The following is a 20,112-nucleotide window of genomic DNA, read 5'->3' as shown; positions in this document are numbered from 1 at the left end:
GCGCGCCGGATCAGGCGGCCGCCCGGTCCAGCGCGTCGAATTCCTGGTCGCTCAGGCTGACCTGGGCGGCCGCCACGTTCTGGGCCAGGTGGTCGGGATTGGCAGTCCCGGGGATGGGCAGCATCACCGGCGAGCGCTTCAGCAGCCAGGCCAGGGCGATGGCGCTGGTCGTGACGCCGTGGTGCCGGGCGATGTCCTCCAGCTTGGAGCCGGGCCGTGCCAGCTTGCCCGCATTCAGCGGATACCAGGGAATGAAGCCGATGCGGTGTTCGGTGCAGTAGTCCAGCACGGCCTCGCTTTTGCGCTCGCCCAGGTTGTACTGGTTCTGCACGGTGGCGACGGGAAAATACTGCTGGGCTTCCTGGATGTCGGCCGGCTGGACTTCGCTCAGGCCCACGTGGCGGATCAGGCCTTCGCGGCGCATGTCGGCGATCGCCTGCAGCTGGGCCTGGCGCGATGCGCCGGGGTCCAGGCGGTGCAGCTGCCACAGGTCGATGCGCTCCAGCCCCAGCCGGCGCAGGCTCATCAGCACGCACTGGCGCAGGTAGCCGGGATCGCCCAGCGGCACCCATTTGTCGGGGCCGTGGCGCAGCAGCCCGCCCTTGGTGGCGATCAGCAGCCCCGCATAGGGATGCAGGGCTTCGCGGATCAGGTCCTCGCTGACGAACGGCCCGTAGCTGTCGGCCGTGTCGATGAAGTTCACCCCGAGTTCGGGCAGGCGCCGCAGCGTGGCCAGGGCGGCGGCCGGGTCCGCCGGCGGCCCCCAGATGCCGGGGCCGGTGATGCGCATGGCCCCGTAGCCGAGCCGGTGGACGGGGATGTCGCCGCCGATCAGGAACGTGCCGGAGGCGGCCGCATTGGGTGTGGTGGGCATGGGAACCGTCCTGTCATGAGTCGGTGGAAGGAATCATGATAGGACCGCATACGCGGCGGCGCCAGTCAGGCGACCGCGCTCAGGCGACCGCGCCAGTCAGGCGACCGCGTGATAGTGCTTGACGAAGCTGTCGCTGAGGATTTCCCACAGCACCGGCGTGCCCTTGGTGACGAACCAGGAATCGCCGACGCCGAAATGGGTGGACTGGCCGGTGGACTCGTCCGTCAGGCGCACCGCGCCGGTGACGACGGTGGCCTGCTCGTTGAACGGATAGACCATGCGGAACCGGCTTCGGGTGGTGCCGAAGAAGGCGGCGCTGACCGGGGAGTCGGGCGCGCCGTCGGTCATCCGGCCGAAGGCCCGCGGATCGCCTTCGAGGATTTCGGAGCCCAGGTCGGCCACGGTCCCCCAGGGGTCCAGCTGGTCGAGGGTGATGCCTTTGGGGATGGGGGTCAAGCTCATGGGAGGTTCCTGTGTGGAAAAAACGGTGGGTGAAATCAGCGGCGGCCGTTCCAGTAGCCGGAGATCTGGTGCCAGGTCTTGCCGGCGGTCAGCAGCACGGGGCGGAAATGGTCCTTGCCCACGACCCGGATCCGGCGCACCGAGCGGATCAGCTCGTAGCGGTCCGAGCCTTCGTGTATGCCTTCGGCCAGGACCTTGCAGATGATGTGGCTGGGGGTGACGCCGAAGCCCGAATAGCCCTGCACGAAAAACGCGTTGGGGCGGCCCGGCAGGGTGCCGATCTGGGGGAACAGGTTCGGGCTGCAGGCCATCGGCCCGCCCCAGGCGAGGTCGATCTTCACGTCCGCGAGGTAGGGGAAGATCTTCAGCATCAGCCTGCGGTTCCAGGCCTTGAGGTCGAGCGGGATGTGCTCGACGAAGGGGGTGGCCGCGCCGAACAGCAGGCGGTTTTCGTTGGTCACGCGGTAGTAGTCGATGATGGGGCGGATGTCGCTGTAGGCGCCCCGGATCGGGCTGATGCGCCGGATCAGCTCCTCGGACAGGGGCTCGGTCATCAGCTGGAAGGCGTAGGTGTTGATGGTGGTCCGGTGCAGCTCGGGTTCGAGCCGGTTCAGGAAGCTGTCGCAGGCCCAGAGCAGCTTGGCGGCCCGGACGGAGCCCTTGCCGGTGCGCACGGTGATGCGATCGCCGTAGCGCACTTCCAGGGCGGGGCTGTATTCAAAGATCTGCGCGCCGTGGCTCGCCAGCGCCCGGGCCTCGCCCAGCAGCAGGTTCAGCGAGTGGACGTGGCCGCCGCCCATGTGCAGCAGGCCGCAGTGGTAGGCGTCGGTGCCGATGATCTGGCGGACGTCGGCGCCTTCGAGATAGCGGATCTCGTGGCGCGAGCCCAGCGACTTGAATTCCTTCTCCCAGGCCCGCAGGGTCTTCGCCTGGCGGGCGTTGAAGCCCATGTAGCCGTAGCCGTGCTGGAAGTCGGCATCGATGCCGTATTTCCGGATCCGGTCCTTGATGATGTCGGCGCCCATGTCGCTGATCTCGAAGATCCGGCGCAGACCGTCCTCGCCGACGTCCTTGCGGATCTTTTCCAGGTCGTGGCCGATGCCGGCCATGATCTGCCCGCCGTTGCGGCCGGTGCCGCCGAAGCCCAGGTAGCGGCCTTCGAGCACGACGATGTGGGTGACGCCCTTCTCGGCCAGCTCCAGGGCGGTGTTGATGCCGGAGAATCCGCCGCCGATGACCACGACGTCGGCGTCGATGTCGGCCTCCAGCGAGGGAAAGCTCAGGTCGTATTTCCGGGTGGCCGTGTAGTAGGTGGGGGTTTCGATATTGATCATGACAGCGAGGGCGGTGATGACAGCGGGCGTTGGAAACGGCGCGGGGCCGGCGTGGCGCAGGCGCGCGGGCGCCGGTCGAAGGTCGTCGGGCGGCGGGGATATTAGGCGCCGGAAGCGGGGTCGCCGTCTTGCCTGATCGTGCGGCGGGCTTGTCCGGGATTGACAGGCCCCGCCGCCGCGGGCCGGCTACGCCAGCGCGCGCTGGCGGTATTCGCGGGGCGCGAGCGCGTAGTGCTTCTTGAAGGAGCGGCTGAAGTGGGCGGAATCCACGAACCCCCATTTGAAGGCGATGGTGGTGATGGAGTGCGATTTCAGCGCGGGATCGGACAGGTCCTGGGCGCAGCGCTGCAGCCTCCTGTGCTGGATGTAGCGGCAGACGCTGTCGTTCTCGGCCTCGAACAGCCGGTACAGGCGGCGCACCGAGATCTTCATGCGGCGGGCCAGCGCATCGGGGTCGAGCGAGGCCTGGCCCAGGGACTCGTCGATCAGCTGCCGGGCGTATTCCAGCAGGCTGTCGCCCGGCAGGGCCTCCGGGTTCGCCTCGGGCGCATCGTCCGGCGCCAGGGCCGCGGGCAGCAGCTGCAGCAGGGCGTCGCGCAGGGCGTCGGCCTCGGCCTCCGCCGCGCTGGTCAGCGTGCGGCGGCAGAGCTGGTTGACCATCAGGTGCAGCATGCGCCCCGAGGCCCGGCAGGCGGAGATCCTGCCGAAGGGCCGCTGCCCGAGCTTGCGGGTGACCAGGCTGCGCGGCAGCGGCAGGGAGGCGTGCTCGATCAGGCCGATCGGGGTGATCGAGCAGGAGCCCACCGAATCCATCAGCAGCAGTTCGCCCGGCTCCAGCAGGATGCTGCGGTCGTCCTGGGCGATGCGCGCGCGGCCGCTGCGCTGGCTGACCAGGAAGCAGTGCTGGTCGTTGTCGTGGTCCGGCCGGTGGCTGGGGCGGGAAATCAGGCCCGCGTTGGTCTTCAGGTGGGCGACTTCGACGCCCGCGTGGGAGGCCAGGGCGATCCTGCCGATGAACAGCGACGGGTCCAGGGCCGTTCTCGTCTCGAAGTGTCCGCAGATGGCTTGCAGCGCGGCGGTCCAGGTCTCCAGACTGTCGTGAGCCGTCTCTTGCGTGTCCATGGGGATTCCTCCTGCGCGGGGGCCGGGGCTGGCGCACTCTCTATGACTAATATGTTAGTTATACAGAGATCGCCGGCGTCCGGGTATCCGGGCTAATCCGGATCGGCGGCTCAGTGCCGCGCCAGGATGGCCTGCAGGCGCGCCAGGGCGGCCAGCAGGGCGTCGCGCTGCGCCGGGGCGAAGGCGATGTAGCGCCGGAAGGCCGGCATGCGGTTGACGACCTCGCTGCCGGCCATGTGCTCCAGGGTGGCGGTCCAGCCGGCGGCCTGGCGTTCGATGCGCAGGCGCTTGAAGTCCAGCGGCATCAGCGCCGCGCGCAGCGCGGGGTCCTCGCGCAGTTCGGCCAGCAGCGCCTCGGGCGGCGGCGCGCCGCGCCGGGCCGCGTAGCGCAGGCCGGTGCGGCGCCAGGCGCCGGTGTGGCGGACGTCGAGCCGGGCGGGCGCGGGGTGGCGGGCGGGCGCCCGGACGATGAAGTCCGTCAGCACGAGATGCATCAGCAGCTCGGACTGCGTGCGCTCCCGCACCTCGAACACCAGCGCCGCGCCGGGCCGGCCGAAGCGGGCGCCGCGCGCGTCCAGCGGTTCGCAGCGCCAGTCGTGGAAGTCCCGCCGCACGTGCCCCAGCGTGACTCCCGGCCGATAGCCGGCGGGGCCGCGCCGGTCCAGGGCCTCAGACAGCCTTCGCAGCCAGGACATGGGACGGGGCCGGCTGCGCCGCCGCGCGGGCGCGGAATTCCTTTTCGAGGACTTCCTCGACCGGCACGGGGCGGAAGGGATGGACGCGCTGGACGGCCAGGGTCCAGAACAGGGCGTAGGCCGCCGTGCCGCCCAGCATGAGGGCGAAGGACACGTACACGTCCGCGGGATCCATGCCCGGCGGCGTGATGAACCACATGCCCAGCAGCATGCCGGCGCTGGAGACGATCTGCGGCAGGGGGAAGAAGGGCGCGCGGTAGGCGCGCGGCAGGTCGGGGCGGCGGATGCGCAGGATCACGACCGACAGCGTGACCAGCAGGTAGGCGGTGGCCCAGGCGCAGACCGCGGCGAGCACCAGGTTGAGCAGGTGGTCGGCGTTGCCGCCCAGCCAGAGCGCGTGCAGGCAGGGAATCGCCATGGCGACGGCGATGCAGACCACCGGCGTCTTGAAGCGTGGATGCAGGTAGGCGAACAGGCGCGGCAGGGTGCCGTCGACGGCCATGCCGTACATGATGCGCGGGACGCCCGCCATCAGGGTGTTGATGGTGGCGGCGCCGGCGAACAGGAAGCCGATGCCCAGCCAGATGGGGCCGATGTCGCCCATGACCTGGCGCGCGAACTGCGGGATCGCCATCGGCGTGTCGAGCAGGCGGACGCCGAGGGCCGGGTCCAGCAGCACGTTCTCGACCTGGCGCCGCATGGCCGCGCCGTAGATGAACATGCAGGCGGCCACGCCGAACAGGCCCAGGGCCATGGCGCGCGGCAGCACCCGGGCCGAGCGTTTCAGGTCGGGCGCCAGGGGCGTGACGAATTCGGCGCCGACGAACATGAACATGGCCATGCCCACCAGCGACAGGATGGTGAGCGGGTCGGTGCCGATTTCCGAAGCGCCGAACCAGCCGTCGAGCCGGACGGCCGGCGCGGCGAACAGGCCCAGCACGCCGAACGCCATCAGCGTGGTCCACATGCCGAAGGTGAGCACGACTTCGGCCTTGCCGAAGACGCTGACCCCGAAGGCGTTCAGCACGCCGAAGACTAGCACGAAGGCGACCCCCAGCAGCCAGGAGCCGCCGGCCGATTCGGCCAGGGTGTTGAGATGCTCGAAATTGACCAGGGCCATGACGCCCGACAGGATGGTCTCGGCCGTGCCGGCGAAGACGTGCACGATCAGGTAGGCCGAAATGGTGCCGGTGATGGCGAAGAACCGCCCCATGCCGCAGGAAATGTAGTCGTACACGGAGCCGGTCGTGGGCAGGATGGCGGCGGCTTCGGCGAAGGTGGTGGATTGCGCCAGCATCATCACCAGGGCGATCACGATGGCGATGGCGAAGGCGCTGCCGCCCAGGCCGAAGCCCATGGTGGCGGTCAGGATCACGGGGCTGGCCATGATCAGGCCCACGGTGCTGGCCAGGGCCGTGGGAAACCCGATGACGCCCTGGTTCAGGTGGGCGTCGAGTCTTGCGTTGAATGACATGTGCGGACCTCGGCTGTTCGATGGGGCTTCGTCGCGAGCCCCTGCGTCTGCGGCCGGCGGGAAATGGCCGGGCGCTCTCCTTTGCCCTGCGCGCCCGGGATCCGGACGCGGGGATGGTCCACTATTTGCGCATTCCGGTGCGGCGTCTTGACCGGGCCTGCCATGCCGGTTGCCATCCCGGCCCGCGGCCGGGGCGCGGGCTCATTCCCGCGGCACGTTCATTCCAGCAATGCGCTCATTCCAGCAGCGCGCTCATTCCAGCAGCATCTTCACCGACACGATCACCGCCATGATCACCATCAGCACGCGGATCAGCTGGTGGCCGCGCGTGACGGCCAGGCGCGCGCCGATGGTGCCGCCGATCCACTGGCCCGCCAGCATGGGCAGGCCGAAGGCCCAGACGATGTGGCCGCTGGCGGCGAAGAACAGCACCGAGGCGAGGTTGCTGCACAGGTTCAGCAGCTTGGCGTGCGCCGTGGCCTTGACCAGGTTGAAGCCCAGCAGCGTGACGCAGGAGATCGCCAGGAAGGTGCCCGTGCCCGGGCCGAAGAAGCCGTCGTAGAAGCCGATCAGCGGCGCCAGGGTGGCCGCGTACAGGGCGGGCGTGAGGCGCTGGGCGCGGTCCTCGGCGCCGACGCGCGGCGACAGCAGGAAGTACAGGGCGAAGCCGATCAGCAGGAACGGGATCACCTGGCGCAGCACGCCGCCGTCGATGCGGGTCAGGGCGATCCCGCCCGCCAGCGCTCCCAGGAAGGTGGCCAGCATCATTCGGCGGCTGCGTTTCAGGTCGATCTGGCGCATGCGCAGGAAGTGCAGCGTGGCGGCGGCCGAGCCGGCGATGCCGCCGATCTTGTTGGTGGCGATGGCCGCGCCGGGCGGCAGGCCCGCGGCCAGCAGCGCCGGGATGGTGATCAGCCCGCCGCCGCCGGCGATGGCATCGACGATGCCGGCCAGCAGCGCGACGAAGAACAGCAGGACGGCGACGTCGAAGGTGATTTCCATGGGGTGCCGCGGCGGGCGCGTTCAGCCTCGCGGCGCGTCGATGAAGGCGGCGAGCAGGTTCAGGAACGCCTCGGGCTGCTCGAACGGCGCCAGGTGGCCGCTGTCCAGTTCGGCGTAGCGGGCGCCGGGGATGGCGTCGGCCAGGGCGCGCGCGTGCTCCTTGGGCACCATGGCGTCGTGCGCGCAGCCGATGACCAGGGTGGGCGCGGCGATGCGGGGCAGCAGCGGGCGGATGTCCAGGCGCGTGTCGAGCATGATCTGGCGGGTGATGCCTTCCCAGCGGTTGGACACGACGACCGCGTCGGCCCATTGCGCCAGCTGGGCCGCGTCCATGCGCCCGAGGAAGGCGGGGCTGAAGCCGGTGAGCAGGATCAGCCGCGCGAAATCGTGGGGATCGTGGCGGATGAGATTGAGCCAGAGTTCCGACTGCATGCGCATGCGCGGATCCTGGCCGGTGGAGAAGCCGGCGAGCAGGGTCAGGGAGCGGACGCGCCCCGGCTGCGTGGCGGCGATCTGCGCCGCCACGCAGGCGCCCAGCGAGAAGCCGGCCAGGTCGAAGGATTCGGCGCCCGCCGCGTCGGCCGCCCCGAGCACCTGGGCCGCCAGCAGGTCCAGGCTCAGTTCGCCGGCCGGATCGGTGGTCTCGCCCGAGCCGGAATAGTCGGGCCGGATGACGGTGCGGCGGGCAGCCAGGGGCGCCACCAGGTGGCCCCAGTTGCTGTCCAGCGTGCCTCCCGTGCCGGCGACCAGCACCAGCGCCGGGCCCTGGCCATCGACGGCGTAGGAAACGTGTGTATCGAGCACTTCGACGACGGGCATGGAGGACTCCTGCGGAAATGAGGGATGGGGACAAGCGAAGGATGGGGACAAGCAAAGCCCGGCGGACGGCGGCCCGCCGGGCGTGGGGCCGTGCGGGGCTCAGCGCTTGGCGATGTCCGCCTGCGCCTGCTGCACCAGGTCGGGGCCGATCTGCTTGGCCCATTTGTCGAACACCGGCTGGGTGGCCTTGGCGAAGGCGCCGATCTGCTCGGGCGAGAGCACGGTGACCTTGACGCCGTGGCCTTCGATTTCCTTCAGCAGGGAATCGTCGGTGCTGGTCACGCCCTTGCGGGCGATGACGATTTCCTGGCGGCCCGCCTCGACGGCGGCCTCGCGCACGATCTTCTGGTCTTCGGGCGACCAGGAATCCCAGACGTCCTTGTTCACCACGAAGATCAGCGGGTCGGCCACGTAGTTCCACAGGCTCAGGTATTTCTGGCCGACGTCGTAGAGCTTGGCCCCGGCGTAGATGGACAGCGGGTTTTCCTGGCCGTCGACGGCGCCGCTGGCGAGCGCGGGCTGGGCGTCGGCCCAGCTCATCTGCGTCGGGTTGGCGCCCAGGGCGGTGTAGATGTCGATGTACAGCGGCGAGCCGACCACGCGCAGCTTCATGCCCTTGACGTCCTCGGGGGTCTTGACCTCGCGTGCCGAATTGGACAGCTGGCGGTAGCCGTTCTCGCCCCAGGCGAGCGGCACCACGCCCTTCTTGGACAGGATGCCGAACAGCTCCTCGCCGACCTTGCCCTGGGTGAGGGCGTCGATGGCGGGGTAGTCGGGCATGAGGAAGGGCAGGGAGAAGAGGTTCAGCTCCTTGACCTGCGGCGACCAGTTGATGGTCGAGCCGATGGCCATGTCGATCACGCCCTGGCGGATGGCGGTGAATTCGCGCGTCTGGTCGCCCTGGACCAGGGAGGTGCCCGGGTAGACCTTGATGTTGATGCGGCCGTTGGTGCGCTCGCGCACCAGGTCGGACCAGATCACCGCCCCCTGGCCCCAGGGGAAGTTGGTGCCCACCACGATGGACAGCTTGTATTCGGACTTGTAGTCGGCGGCCTGGGCCGGCAGGGCGGCGGCCAGGGCCGTGAAGGCCAGCGCGGCGGCGCCGATGAGTCGTTTGAAGCGCATGTCAGTCTCCTCTTTGAAAAATCTCGTGCACGAACCCGCCGGGCGGGTCGCCCGCGGGCCGGGCCTCGCCGCCTGCCCGCGGGCGCCGGCATGGACGTCAGTATCCCAGATAATGCGGCAGCCAGAGCGCGATCTGCGGGAATATCACGACCAGCACCAGGGTGCAGAGCATGCCGCCCACCAGCCACAGCACCCAGGGCACCGTGCTTTCCATCGGGATCCGGGCGATCTTGCTGGACACCATCAGGTTGACGGCCACCGGCGGGGTGAACTGGCCCACCGCCACCATCAGCGTCAGCACCACGCCCAGCCACACCAGGTCCCAGCCGAAAGCCATGGCGACCGGCTGGATCAGCGGCACGAAGATGAGGAAGATCGAGATTCCGTCGAGGAACATGCCGGCCACGATCAGCAGCAGGATGAGCAGCGTCAGCACGCTGTATTCCCCCAGGCCGGAGTGCACGATGGCGTGGGTGATCGGGTCGATGATCGACAGGGTGGACAGCGACCAGGCGAAGATCCCCGCCAGCGTGACGATCAGCATGATGACGGCGGACAGCTCGCCGGCCTCGCGCAGGATGGGGAACAGGTCGCGCACGCGGATGGTGCGGTGCACCAGCATGCCGATGAGCAGGCCGTAGAACACGGCCACCACGGCGGCCTCGGTGGGCGTGAAATAGCCCATGCGCATGCCGCCCAGGATGATGACGGGGGCGGCCAGGCCCGGGATGGCCTCGAACAGGCTGCGCCAGAAGGGCGGGCGGGGCTCGGCGCGGGCGGCCGCGCCCATCTTGTGGCGCCGCGCCAGCCAGACGGCCGGGATGATCAGCCCGATGCCCGCCAGGATGCCGGGGAACATGCCGGCGGCGAACAGGGCGGGCACCGAGGCCTGCGGCACCAGGACCGAATAGACGATCATGGCGATCGAGGGCGGGATCAGGATGTCGGTGGCCGCGCCCGCCGCCACCACGCTGGCCGAGTAGGCGCGGGGATAGCCGGCGCGGTTCATGGCGCCGATCATGATGGCGCCCACGGCGGCGGCGCAGGCCGGGCCGGAGCCGGAGATCCCGCCCAGGAACATGGCGACGGTGATGGCGACCACGGCCAGCATGCCGGGACCGTTGCCGGTGATGGACTGGGCCAGGCGCACCAGCTTGGCGGCGACGCCCGAGCGGTCGAAGATCGAGCCCACCAGCACGAACATGGGGATGGCGAGCAGGGGGTATTTGGCCAGGCCGGCGTAGAAGCTCTGCGACACCGCCATCAGGCCGAACCAGTGGGTGTCGGGATTGGCCAGGGCGATGGCCAGGGTGCCGGCCGCCCCCAGGGCGATGCCCACGGGCACGCCGATCACCATCAGCACGACGAAGAGCGCGAACAGCAGGGTGGGGATCATGCGCGCTCCCAGGCGCGCCGCAGGATGCCGGCCAGGCGCAGGGTGATGACCGCCGACAGCACGGGCAGCCACATGGAATACCACCAGGTGGGCACGCCGATGGCCGGGGAGGTGTCGCCCCAGTTGTATTCGTCCAGCGCCATGCGGCCCAGCAGGACCGTCAGGCCGGCGAAGAACAGCAGCGAGACGGCGCCCGCGGCCAGGGCGTAGCGCCGCTGCCGCGCGGGGCCGCCGCCGTCGGCCAGCAGTTCGATGCGGATGTGCAGCACGCGGACGAAGGCCGAGGAACTGGCGCTCAGGGTGAGCACGATCAGCAGGAAGATGGAGATTTCCTCGGTCCAGGCGAAGGATTCGGCGGTCAGGTAGCGCACGATCACGTTGGCCAGGGTGATGCAGGCCAGGGCGCCCAGGGTCAGCACGGTCAGCCAGTCCTCGAATCGCAGCGGGACGCGCAGGGGGGGATCGGGGGGCGGGACGTAGGCGGGCAGGTCGGCGGAATCGGCGGCGTGGTCGTCGGGCATGGAACGGACGGAGCGGTGTCGGGCCGGATGGCAACACTGAATCCTACTGCGAAACGGCGCGCTTGCCAGTTGGTATGAGTACGGACGCCGAGCCGTCCCCGCGGGCTGCCCGGTGCCGGACGAATCCGGACCGCTTGCGGGCGGCGAGGTGGGGGGTACGGGCGCCGGTTCAGGAACCGTCCGGCAGCGCCAGCATCGTGCCCCGGCATTCGGGCGCGCCGCAGCGGCAGCGGTAGTGGCGCTTGAGCGTGCGGGTGAGCGGCTCGTCGATCACCAGGCCGTAGTCGTAGAGCAGTTCCGCGCCGGCCGGGATGTCGCGCAGCGCGTAGATCGCCACGCGGGTGCCGGCCTCGTTCTCGCGCGCCTCGCAGTTGGGCGCGCAGCCGTGGTTGATCCAGCGCGCGTCGTTGCCGCGCTGGCCGCCGTCGATCACCCGGCCGCTGCTGAGCGAGAAATAGAAGGTGTGGTAGGGGTCGTCAGGATCGACCGGCCAGCGGGCGTCGGCCTGCTCCGCCGTCAGGCGGCGTCCCGCGTATTCCAGGATGCGGGTGCCGGCGGGGATGTCGCGCGCGGCGAAGACGCCGGTGCCGTGCAGGGGCGAGACGCGCACGGCGTGCCAGATCGGGCGGGGGGTGGCCATGGGATGCGGAGGGAAGGAAGCGGACGGGAAAGGGACGGGAAGGGGACCTGAAGGAAGCGGACGCGAAAGAAGCGGGAGCGAAAAGGGATACACTGGCCCCCATTATCCTTGGGATGCTCCACGCAAGTCCACTCGCCCCGGCGGCGATCCCGCCGGGGGCCGACGCGCGCGAGGGGCCGGCGCGGCATCCCGACCTTTCCCGTCCAGGTGAACGCCCGTGAATGCCCCTACCGCCGCCCATGCCGCCGCAACCGTCCCCGTCCTCGACCGCACCGGCGCCGAGGTCCTGCTGGATACCCTGATCGCCCTGGGCGTGGACACGGTGTTCGGCTATCCGGGCGGCGCGGTGCTGCCGCTGTACGACGCCCTGTACGCCGAGCCGCGCATCCGCCACATCCTGGTGCGCCACGAGCAGGCGGCCATGCACGCCGCCGAGGGCTACGCGCGCTCCACGGGCCGCCCCGGCGTGGTCTTCGTGACGTCGGGCCCGGGCATGGCGAACACCACCACCGGGCTGCTGGACGCGCTCTGCGACTCGATCCCCGTGCTGTGCGTCAGCGGCCAGGTGGCGACCGGCGCCATCGGCACCGACGCCTTCCAGGAATGCGACGCGGTCGGGATCTCGCGCCCGGTCACCAAATGGAACGCCCAGGTGCGCCGTTCGGAAGACATCGCCGACCTGGCGGCCAAGGCCCTGCGCCTGACGCGCGCCGGCCGGCCCGGCCCGGTGCTGCTGGACTTCCCCAAGGACCTGCAGATCGCGCGCGTGCCGCCGGAGCATGCCGTCGCGGCGCTGGAGCCCGAGGCCGCCGCCGCGCCGCTCGCGCCCGTGACCGAGGCCGCGCTCAAGCGCGCCGCCGCGCTGATCGCCCGCGCCCGCCGCCCGGTGTTCTACGGCGGGGGCGGCCTGATCAATTCGGGCATCGACGCCTGCCACGCCTTCCGCGGCCTGGTGCAGGAAACCGGGGCGCCCTGCACCCTGACGCTGATGGGCCTGGGCGCCTATCCCGCGGGCGACGCGCAGTTCCTGGGCATGCTCGGCATGCACGGCACGCTGCAGGCGAACCTGGCGATGCACCACGCGGACCTGATCGTCTGCGTGGGCGCGCGCTTCGACGACCGCATCACCGGCCGGCTGTCGGACTTCTGCCCGCACGCCGACAAGATCCACCTGGACATCGACCCGGCCTCGATCGACAAGGTCGTGCGCGCCGACGTGGCGCTGGTGGGCGACTGCTATCCGCTGCTGCGCGCCCTGCACAAGGAACTGGGCCAGTACCCGCTGGAGCCCGGCCGCCTGGACGAATGGTGGCAGCGCATCGCCGTCTGGCAGGCGCGCGACTGCCTGAAATTCCCGCCCTCGGCCGACACCATCCTGCCGCAGGACCTGATGCGGCGCATCGACCGGCTGCTGGCCGGGCGCGACGCCATCGTCTCCACCGACGTGGGCCAGCACCAGATGTGGGCCGCCCAGTACATCGGCATCGACCGGCCCAACCGCTGGCTGACCTCCGGCGGGGCGGGCACCATGGGCTACGGGCTGCCGGCCGCCATCGGCGCGCAGATCGCGCATCCGGACAAGCCGGTGGTCTGCGTCAGCGGCGACGCCTCCGTGCTGATGAACATCCAGGAACTGGCCACGGCCGCGCAGCACCGCGCCCCGGTCAAGCTGATCCTGTGCAACAACGGCCACATGGGCATGGTGCGCCAGTGGCAGGAACTGATCCACGAGGGCCGCTACAGCCACAGCTACAACGCCTCGATCCCGGATTTCGTGGCGCTGGCCGGGGCTTTCGGCTGGGGGGCGGCGCGCGTCGAGCACCCGCGCGACCTGGACGCGGCGCTGGCCGCCTGCATGGCGCACGACGGGCCGTACTTCCTGGACGTGGCGGTGGTGCCGCTGCAGAACTGCTTCCCCATGATGCCGGCCGGCTACGGGCACCAGCAGGTGATGCTGTCGGAAGATACCTGGTACGTGGAGGAATGATTCTGTCGGCGCCTTGCCTGACACGCCCATGCGTCCGGAATGGGCGGGGTTCCCGAGAAGCGTCAGACGCACCGCCCGCCGTCCACCTCCAGGCAGGCGCCGGTGATGAAGGACGCCTCGTCCGAGGCCAGGTACAGGCAGGCGTGGGCGACGTCCTCCGGGGTGGAAAACCGCCCCAGCGGGATGCCGGCGATGAACTTGGCGCGATTTTCCGGCGTGTCGGGCATGCCCATGAATTCCGTCAGCAGGCCGGTGGCGGCGACCACGGGATTGACGCAGTTGACGCGGATGCGGTCCGGGCCCAGCTCGGCCGCCATCGAGCGGCTGGTGGTCACCACGGCGCCCTTGGTGCCGTTGTACCAGGTCAGGCCGGGGCGCGGCCGGATGGCGGCCGTGGAGGCGATGTTCACGAACACGCCGCCGCCCTGGCGCCGGAAATGCGGCACGAAGGCCTGGGCGCTGAGGTAGATGCTCTTGACGTTGATGGCGTAGATGCGGTCGAATTCGGCCTCGGTGACTTCGAGCATGGGCCGGTTGCGGTGGGTCGCGCCGGCGTTGTTGACCACGATGTCCAGGCCGCCGAAATACTCCAGGGCCTGCGCCAGCAGCCCCTGCATGCTGGCGGCGTTGGCGACGTCCACGTGGGCGAAGGCGGCCCGGCCGCCGGCCGCGCGGATCTGCTCGACGGTCTCGCGGCCGTGCTCGTCGTGGATGTCGGCCACCACCACCCGGGCACCCTCTCGGGCGAAGACCGAGGCGATCCCCCGGCCGAATCCCGAGCCGGCTCCGGTGACGATGGCTATCTTGTCGCGCAGGCGCATGGCGTGTCTCCTCGATGAATGTGGACTAGTTCCGGGCATCCTGGCCGTAGCGGATCGCCACGGTCTTCAGCACGGTGAATCCCAGCAGCGCCTCGAAGCCTTTCTCGCGGCCGTGGCCGCTGGACTTGACCCCGCCGAAGGGCAGCTCGACGCCGCCGCCGGCGCCGTAGTTGTTGACGAAGACCTGGCCGCAGCGCAGGTGGCGGGCCATGCGCAGCTGCCGCGCCCCGTCGCGGGTCCAGACGCCGGCCACCAGGCCGTAGTCGGTGGCGTTGGCCAGCGCCAGGGCGTGCGCCTCGTCGCGGAAGGGCTGCGTGATGAGGACCGGGCCGAAGATTTCCTCGCGCGCCAGAGCGCTGTCGGCGGGCACGTCGCGGAACAGCACGGGCTCCTGGTAGTAGCCGTCCGGCGGCGCGTCGTCCAGGATGCGGCCGCGCGCGGCCTCGGCCAGGCCCTCGTCGCGGGCGGCGTCCAGCATGCGGCGCACGCGCTCGTACTGTTTCTGGTTGACCAGCGGCCCCAGGTCGGCGTCCGAGGCGGGCGGACCGGCGCGCAGCGCGCGGAAGCGTTCGGCGACGCGCGCCACGAAGGCGTCGTGGATGCTTTCGTGGACCAGCAGCCGGCTGCCCGCCGAGCAGGTCTGGCCGCTGTTCTGCACGATGGCGTTGACCACCACCGGCAGGGCGGCGTCCAGGTCGGCGTCCTCGAACACGATCTGCGGCGATTTGCCGCCCAGTTCGAGCACCACCGGGCAGTGATGCCGCGCGGCGGCCTCGGCCACCTGCCGGCCGGTGGCGGTGGAGCCGGTGAAGGAGATGTGCCGCACGCCGGGGTGGGCGCTCAGGGCCGCGCCGGCCTCGGCGCCGAGGCCGGTGACGACGTTCAGCGCGCCGGCCGGGAATCCCACGCGGGCGGCCATCTCGGCCAGGTACAGGGTGGACAGGCTGGCGTCCTCGGCGGGCTTGACCACGCAGGCGTTGCCGGCCGCCAGGGAGGCGCCCACGCTGCGGCCGAAGATCTGGACCGGGTAGTTCCAGGGAATGATGTGGCCGGTGACGCCGTGCGGCTCGCGCACCGTCAGCGCCAGCGTGCCGGCGTCGTAGGGCAGGGTGTCGCCATGCAGCTTGTCGCAGGCGCCGGCATAGTATTCGAGGTAGCGCGCCAGCGCGGCGACGTCGTTGCGCGCGGTGCCCAGCGTCTTGCCGGTGTCGCGCGCCTCCAGGCGGGCCAGCTCGCCGGCCTCGTCCAGCACGGCGCGGCTCCAGGCCGCCAGCAGCCGCCCGCGGTCGCGGGCGCAGGTCATCGCCCAGGGGCCCTCGAAGTGCTCGCCCATGGCCGCCTGGGCGGCCCGCACGGCCGCGTCCACGTCCTCGGCCGAGCCGCGCGCGATGCGGTCGAATTCCCGGCCGTCCGCCGGGTCGATGACGGACAGGGTGCGCTCGCCGGGCACGGGCCGGCGGGCGTTGGCGATGAAGTGGTGGGCGGGCATGGCGGAGTCCTGGCGAATGGCGGTGCGGTGCGAATGGGGCGGTCGATGCGGTCGGCGGGTCCTCGGCGGGCGGCGGCTGGCGGCGGTGCGCTCAGCGGGCGCGGGCGACGTGGTCGGCGATCGCGCGGCCCATGTCGGCGGTGCGCGCCGCGCCGCCCATGTCCGGCGTGCGCGGGCCTTCGGACAGCACGGTCTCGATGGCCCGCAGGACGGCGTCGGCCGCGTCCTGCCAGGCGGGCTCGCCCTGGCCGAGGTGTTCCAGCATCAGGGCCGCCGACCAGATCTGGCCGACCGGGTTGGCGATGCCCCGCCCGGCGATGTCCGGCGCGGAGCCGTGCACGGGCTCGAACAGGGAGGGGTAGCGGCGGTCCGGGTTCAGGTTGGCCGACGGGGCGATGCCGATCGTGCCGGTGCAGGCCGGCCCCAGGTCGGACAGGATGTCGCCGAACAGGTTCGAGGCCACGATCACGTCGAAGCGGTCCGGGTGCTGCACCAGGTGGGCGCAGAGGATGTCGATGTGGAACTTGTCCCAGGTGACCGTGGGGTATTCCCGGGCGATGGCCTTCAGACGCTCGTCCCAGTAGGGCATGGTGATGGAGATGCCGTTGGACTTGGTGGCCGCCGTCAGGTGCCGGCCGGGCCGGCGCGCGGCCAGCTCGAAGGCGAATCGCAGGACCCGGTCCACCCCGGTGCGGGTGAAGACGGATTCCTGGATCACGAATTCGCGCTCCGTGTCCGGGAACATGCGCCCGCCCAGGCTGGAGTATTCGCCCTCGGTGTTCTCGCGCACCACCAGGAAATCGATGTCGCCGGGGCGCCGGTTGGCCAGCGGGCTGGGCACGCCGGGCATCAGCCGGGCCGGGCGCAGGTTGACGTACTGGTCGAATTCGCGGCGGATGGTGATGATGGAATCCCAGATGGCGACGTGGTCCGGCACCCGGTCGGGCGCGCCCACGGCGCCGAACAGGATGGCGTCGTGCCCGCCGATGCGCTCCTTCCAGTCGGCCGGCATCATGCGGCCTTCGCGCAGGTAATGGTCGCAGCCCCAGCCGAAGGACTCGAAGTCCAGGTCCAGGCCGAAGCGCGCGGCGGCGGCTTCCAGGACCCGCAGGCCCTCGGGCATGACTTCCGTGCCGATGCCGTCGCCGGGGATCACTGCGATTTTTCGTGTCATGCGGGTGGCTCCTTGGGCGCGAACGGGCCCGGTCAGGCCGGGCGGGCCTTTTTCATGACTCTAGCGGGTTTTGGGGCGGCGCGATAGCGCCGGGCGGGCCCACGGGCCGCGCCGGCCGGCCGCGCGCCGCGCGCCCCTGTGATAACCCGAACCCGTGCGCGGTTTCCATTGCGACCCGCCCGGACTTCATGTTAGAACACCAAGGCTTCGATGCTTTGCGCGCGGCGCGGTTCCGGCGGATGCGGGCCGCGTCCCGGCCGCGGGCGCGGGCCGGATGGCACCAATAATCGGATTCGGGAGACGACACCATGTTCCAAGGGAAAATACCCCCCACGCTGCACCTTCGGCTTGCTGCCCCCCTGCGGGGGGCGTTTTTTACCTTGGGGCGGCCCGGCGGTAAAAAATTCGCACGATGGCTCGCGGCCGCGGCGCTGGCCGGCATGACGGCGTCCGCGCCGGCGCTGGCGCAGACCACGCTGAAGATGGCCTACGCCCTGTCCGAGAACTCGCACTACGGCGCGGGCGCCGCCGCCTTCGTCAAGACCCTGGAAGCCAGCACGCCGGACTTCAAGATCCAGCAGTTCCCGAACAGTGCGCTGGGCGGCGAGCGCGAGGTGATCGAGGGTCTGCAGCTGGGCACCATCGACCTGGCCATCGTCTCCACGGGCGCCACGCTGAATTTCGTGCCGCAGACCGGGGTGTTCGACATCCCCTTCCTGTTCCGCGACCTGGCCCATGCGCGCAAGGTCCTGGACGGCAAGATCGGCCAGGACATGCTGGCCGAATTCCCCAAGCGCGGCCTGGTGGCCCTGGCCTGGGGCGAGCAGGGCTTCCGCCACCTGACCAACAACGTCCGGCCGGTGAAGGAGCCCGCCGACATCAAGGGCCTGAAGATCCGCACCACGGAAAACCCCATCCACATCGCCGCCTTCCGCGAGCTGGGCGTGCTGGCCACCCCCATGGCCTGGCCCGAAGTCGCCACCGCCCTGCAGCAGGGCACCATCGACGGCCAGGAAAATCCGCTGTCGGTGATCGTGTCGGTGAAGATGTGGCAGCTGCAGAAATACCTGTCGCTGACGGCGCACGTCTACGGTCCGGCACTGATCCTGATGGCGCCTTCCGTGTACGATGGCCTGTCCGACGACGGCAAGGCCAAGTTCAAGGAAGCCGCCGCCGCCAGCGCCAAGGCCATGCGCGACTACGTCGACCAGGTCGAGAAGGATGGCGTGGAAACCCTGAAGTCCAACGGCATGCAGGTCAACGCGGTGGACCACGCCGCCTTCGTCAAGGCGGTCCAGCCGGTCTATCCGCAGTACTACAAGCAGTTCGGCCAGGAACTGGTCGACGCCATCCGCAACACCCAGTAGGCCCATGGGCGTGCTCGGCTCGATCGACCGGGGCCTGACCCGGCTGGTGTCCTGGGTCGCCCAGGGCCTGCTGTGGTCCGCCGTCGCGGCGGGCTTCTACCAGGTCCTGGCGCGCTTCGTCCTCGAATCGCCCTCGGCCTGGTCCGAAGCCTGGACGCGGGCCTCCATCATCTGGGCGGTGATGCTGGGGGTGGCCCTGGCCTTCCGCCAGGGCGCCATGCTGGGCGTGGACCTGCTGCACAACCTGCTCGCGCCGCGCCGGGCGCGGGTGCTGGAGCACGTCGTCCTGCTGATCGTCGTGGGCTTCCTGGGATTCCTGGTGTGGATCGGGGCCGACATGACCTGGCGCGTACGGTTCCAGACCACGCCCAGCCTGGGCGTCTCCATCTCGTGGATCTACCTGTCCATTCCCGTGGGCGCCACGCTGGCGCTGTTCGCCGCGCTGGCCTACTGGGCCGAAGGCCCGCGCCGCCTCCACATCGAAACCGTCTGACCGGGGCACCGCATCATGTCGCAGTTGATGGTCGTTTCCATGCTGCTGTTCTTCGGCCTGACCGTGCCGGTGGCCGTGTCCATCGGCCTGGCCACCATGGCCGGGGTCGGCTTCGACGGCCACATGACCTGGCTGGTGATCGCGCAGCAGCTCTACGCCGCCCTGGACAAGTACCCGCTGGTCGCCGTGCCCTTCTTCATCCTGGCCGGCAACCTGATGGAGGAAGGCGGCATCTCCGAGCGCATGGTCGAGTTTGCCAAAAGCGTGGTGGGCGGCGTGCAGGGCGGGCTCGCCTGCAGTTGTGTGCTGACCTGCATGATCTTCGCGGCGGTGGCCGGCTCCAGCGTGGCCACCACCTTCGCGGTGGGGGCCATCCTGATCCCCGCCATGGTCAAGCACGGCTATCCGGCGCCCTTCGCGGCCTCGCTGCAGGCCTCCGCGGCCGAACTGGGCGTCATCATCCCGCCGTCCATCCCGATGATCCTGTACGCCGTGTCCACCGACACCTCGGTGGGCGAGGTCTTCATCGCCGGCATCGGGCCGGGCCTGCTGATCGTCGTCGCGCTGATGGCCTACGTGTGGCTGTACGCGCGCCGCAACGGCCTGGGCAAGCGTGACGGCGACGGCCGCCTGCCGGTCTGGACCGCGTTCAGGAAGGCCTGGTGGGCGCTGCTGATGCCGGTCATCATCCTGGGGGGGATCTACGGCGGGATCTTCACGCCCACCGAGGCCTCGGCCGTGGCCGTGGTGTATGCGCTGTTCGTTGGCATCTTCGTCTATCGCCGGCTGAATTTCACCACGCTGGGGCGCACCTTCCACCGCTCCGTGGTGTCCACGGCGATCATCATGTTCATCATCGCCAACGCGGGCGTGTTCGGCTTCCTGCTGAACCGCGCCGGGGTGCCGATGATGCTGGGCGAATGGCTTGGCCACCTGTTCGGCAGCGGATTCGGCTTCCTGATGGGGGTGAATGTCGCCCTGTTCTTCATCGGCATGTTCATCGAGACGTCCGCGTCCATCGTGGTGCTGGCGCCCCTGCTGCTGCCCGTGGCGACGCAGTTCGGCGTCGATCCCGCGCACTTCGGGGTGATCATGGTGGTGAACCTGGCCCTGGGGATGGTGACGCCGCCCTTCGGCGTGAACCTGTTCGCCGCCTGCACGGTCGCCAAGGTGCCCATCGAGCGCCTGATCCGGCCGCTGCTGCCCTTCGTCGGCGTGGTGGTGCTCTGCCTGATGGTGATCACCTACTGGCCGGACCTGTCGCTGTATTTCCGCGACCTGGTGTATCGCTGAGCCGCTGGAGGGCGGCGTCCGGGG

The 20,112-nt window shown here is 70.2% G+C and carries 19 protein-coding genes; 4 read left to right on the top strand and 15 right to left on the bottom strand.

From position 1 onward, the window contains the following. Positions 1-10: 10 nt before the first annotated feature. From HNR28_RS11155 to HNR28_RS11100, 12 genes are all read right to left on the bottom strand, one after another. Complete coding sequence (locus tag HNR28_RS11155) at positions 11-874, bottom strand: aldo/keto reductase (protein ID WP_151024098.1); 864 nt, start codon at positions 872-874, stop codon at positions 11-13. Between the two features lie 96 nt (positions 875-970). Next, on the bottom strand, positions 971-1,336 hold the full coding sequence (locus HNR28_RS11150) for a cupin domain-containing protein (protein ID WP_043679271.1): 366 nt from the start codon (positions 1,334-1,336) through the stop codon (positions 971-973). Positions 1,337-1,371: 35 nt separating this feature from the next. Beyond that, a complete protein-coding gene (locus HNR28_RS11145) occupies positions 1,372-2,670 on the bottom strand; it encodes an NAD(P)/FAD-dependent oxidoreductase (protein ID WP_151024099.1) in 1,299 nt (432 codons plus the stop codon). 186 nt (positions 2,671-2,856) lie between these two features. Then, positions 2,857-3,792: a transcriptional regulator FeaR gene (gene feaR / locus HNR28_RS11140; RefSeq protein ID WP_151024100.1), complete on the bottom strand. Its 936-nt coding sequence runs from the start codon at positions 3,790-3,792 to the stop codon at positions 2,857-2,859. Positions 3,793-3,902: 110 nt separating this feature from the next. Next, positions 3,903-4,487 carry a DUF3156 family protein gene (locus tag HNR28_RS11135; RefSeq protein WP_184142884.1) on the bottom strand — a complete coding sequence of 195 codons (585 nt, stop codon included), beginning with the start codon at positions 4,485-4,487 and terminating at the stop codon, positions 3,903-3,905. Then, positions 4,462-5,961, bottom strand: a complete 1,500-nt coding sequence (locus HNR28_RS11130) for an APC family permease (protein ID WP_151024358.1) — start codon at positions 5,959-5,961, stop codon at positions 4,462-4,464. The genes HNR28_RS11135 and HNR28_RS11130 overlap by 26 nt, the downstream gene beginning before the upstream one ends. A 252-nt stretch (positions 5,962-6,213) precedes the next feature. Further along, entirely contained in the window at positions 6,214-6,963 is a 750-nt protein-coding gene (locus tag HNR28_RS11125) for a TSUP family transporter (RefSeq protein ID WP_043679279.1), read from the bottom strand. A gap of 21 nt (positions 6,964-6,984) precedes the next feature. Next, complete coding sequence (locus tag HNR28_RS11120) at positions 6,985-7,782, bottom strand: alpha/beta fold hydrolase (protein ID WP_043679280.1); 798 nt, start codon at positions 7,780-7,782, stop codon at positions 6,985-6,987. 99 nt (positions 7,783-7,881) lie between these two features. Further along, positions 7,882-8,907 (bottom strand): DctP family TRAP transporter solute-binding subunit, encoded by a 1,026-nt coding sequence (locus HNR28_RS11115; protein WP_043679283.1) that lies wholly within the window; start codon positions 8,905-8,907, stop codon positions 7,882-7,884. 97 nt (positions 8,908-9,004) lie between these two features. Next, a complete protein-coding gene (locus HNR28_RS11110) occupies positions 9,005-10,303 on the bottom strand; it encodes a TRAP transporter large permease (protein WP_043679285.1) in 1,299 nt (432 codons plus the stop codon). Then, on the bottom strand, positions 10,300-10,824 hold the full coding sequence (locus HNR28_RS11105) for a TRAP transporter small permease (RefSeq protein ID WP_052355510.1): 525 nt from the start codon (positions 10,822-10,824) through the stop codon (positions 10,300-10,302). Before HNR28_RS11105 ends, HNR28_RS11110 begins: the two co-directional genes overlap by 4 nt. A gap of 169 nt (positions 10,825-10,993) precedes the next feature. Continuing rightward, a complete protein-coding gene (locus tag HNR28_RS11100; protein ID WP_043679288.1) occupies positions 10,994-11,464 on the bottom strand; it encodes an SET domain-containing protein in 471 nt (156 codons plus the stop codon). A gap of 217 nt (positions 11,465-11,681) precedes the next feature. On the opposite strand from HNR28_RS11100, the gene ilvB reads away from it, so the two are divergent. Next, positions 11,682-13,451, top strand: a complete 1,770-nt coding sequence (ilvB, locus tag HNR28_RS11095) for a biosynthetic-type acetolactate synthase large subunit (protein ID WP_052355511.1) — start codon at positions 11,682-11,684, stop codon at positions 13,449-13,451. A 62-nt stretch (positions 13,452-13,513) separates the two neighbouring features. Here ilvB and HNR28_RS11090 read toward each other — a convergent pair whose 3' ends face one another. The 3 genes from HNR28_RS11090 to HNR28_RS11080 all read right to left on the bottom strand — a co-directional run bounded on the left by HNR28_RS11090 (position 13,514) and on the right by HNR28_RS11080 (position 16,935). Continuing rightward, on the bottom strand, positions 13,514-14,272 hold the full coding sequence (locus HNR28_RS11090) for a glucose 1-dehydrogenase (protein ID WP_043679291.1): 759 nt from the start codon (positions 14,270-14,272) through the stop codon (positions 13,514-13,516). A 25-nt stretch (positions 14,273-14,297) separates the two neighbouring features. Then, positions 14,298-15,761 (bottom strand): aldehyde dehydrogenase family protein, encoded by a 1,464-nt coding sequence (locus HNR28_RS11085; RefSeq protein ID WP_043679294.1) that lies wholly within the window; start codon positions 15,759-15,761, stop codon positions 14,298-14,300. Positions 15,762-15,852: 91 nt separating this feature from the next. Beyond that, a complete protein-coding gene (locus tag HNR28_RS11080; RefSeq protein WP_043679297.1) occupies positions 15,853-16,935 on the bottom strand; it encodes a tartrate dehydrogenase in 1,083 nt (360 codons plus the stop codon). A gap of 440 nt (positions 16,936-17,375) precedes the next feature. On the opposite strand from HNR28_RS11080, the gene HNR28_RS11075 reads away from it, so the two are divergent. Genes HNR28_RS11075 through HNR28_RS11065 form a run of 3 tightly spaced genes read left to right on the top strand, consistent with a single transcriptional unit; the run spans position 17,376 to position 20,088 of the window. Then, positions 17,376-18,302, top strand: a complete 927-nt coding sequence (locus tag HNR28_RS11075) for a TRAP transporter substrate-binding protein (RefSeq protein WP_052355512.1) — start codon at positions 17,376-17,378, stop codon at positions 18,300-18,302. 4 nt (positions 18,303-18,306) lie between these two features. Further along, positions 18,307-18,795 (top strand): TRAP transporter small permease, encoded by a 489-nt coding sequence (locus HNR28_RS11070; protein ID WP_151024357.1) that lies wholly within the window; start codon positions 18,307-18,309, stop codon positions 18,793-18,795. Positions 18,796-18,810: 15 nt separating this feature from the next. After that, positions 18,811-20,088 carry a TRAP transporter large permease gene (locus HNR28_RS11065; RefSeq protein ID WP_151024356.1) on the top strand — a complete coding sequence of 426 codons (1,278 nt, stop codon included), beginning with the start codon at positions 18,811-18,813 and terminating at the stop codon, positions 20,086-20,088. Positions 20,089-20,112 lie beyond the last annotated feature (24 nt).

Origin of the sequence: Castellaniella defragrans, from assembly GCF_014203015.1 — a bacterium.
GTDB lineage: Bacteria > Pseudomonadota > Gammaproteobacteria > Burkholderiales > Burkholderiaceae_B > Castellaniella > Castellaniella defragrans.
This window is presented reverse-complemented; position numbering and strand designations above follow the sequence as displayed.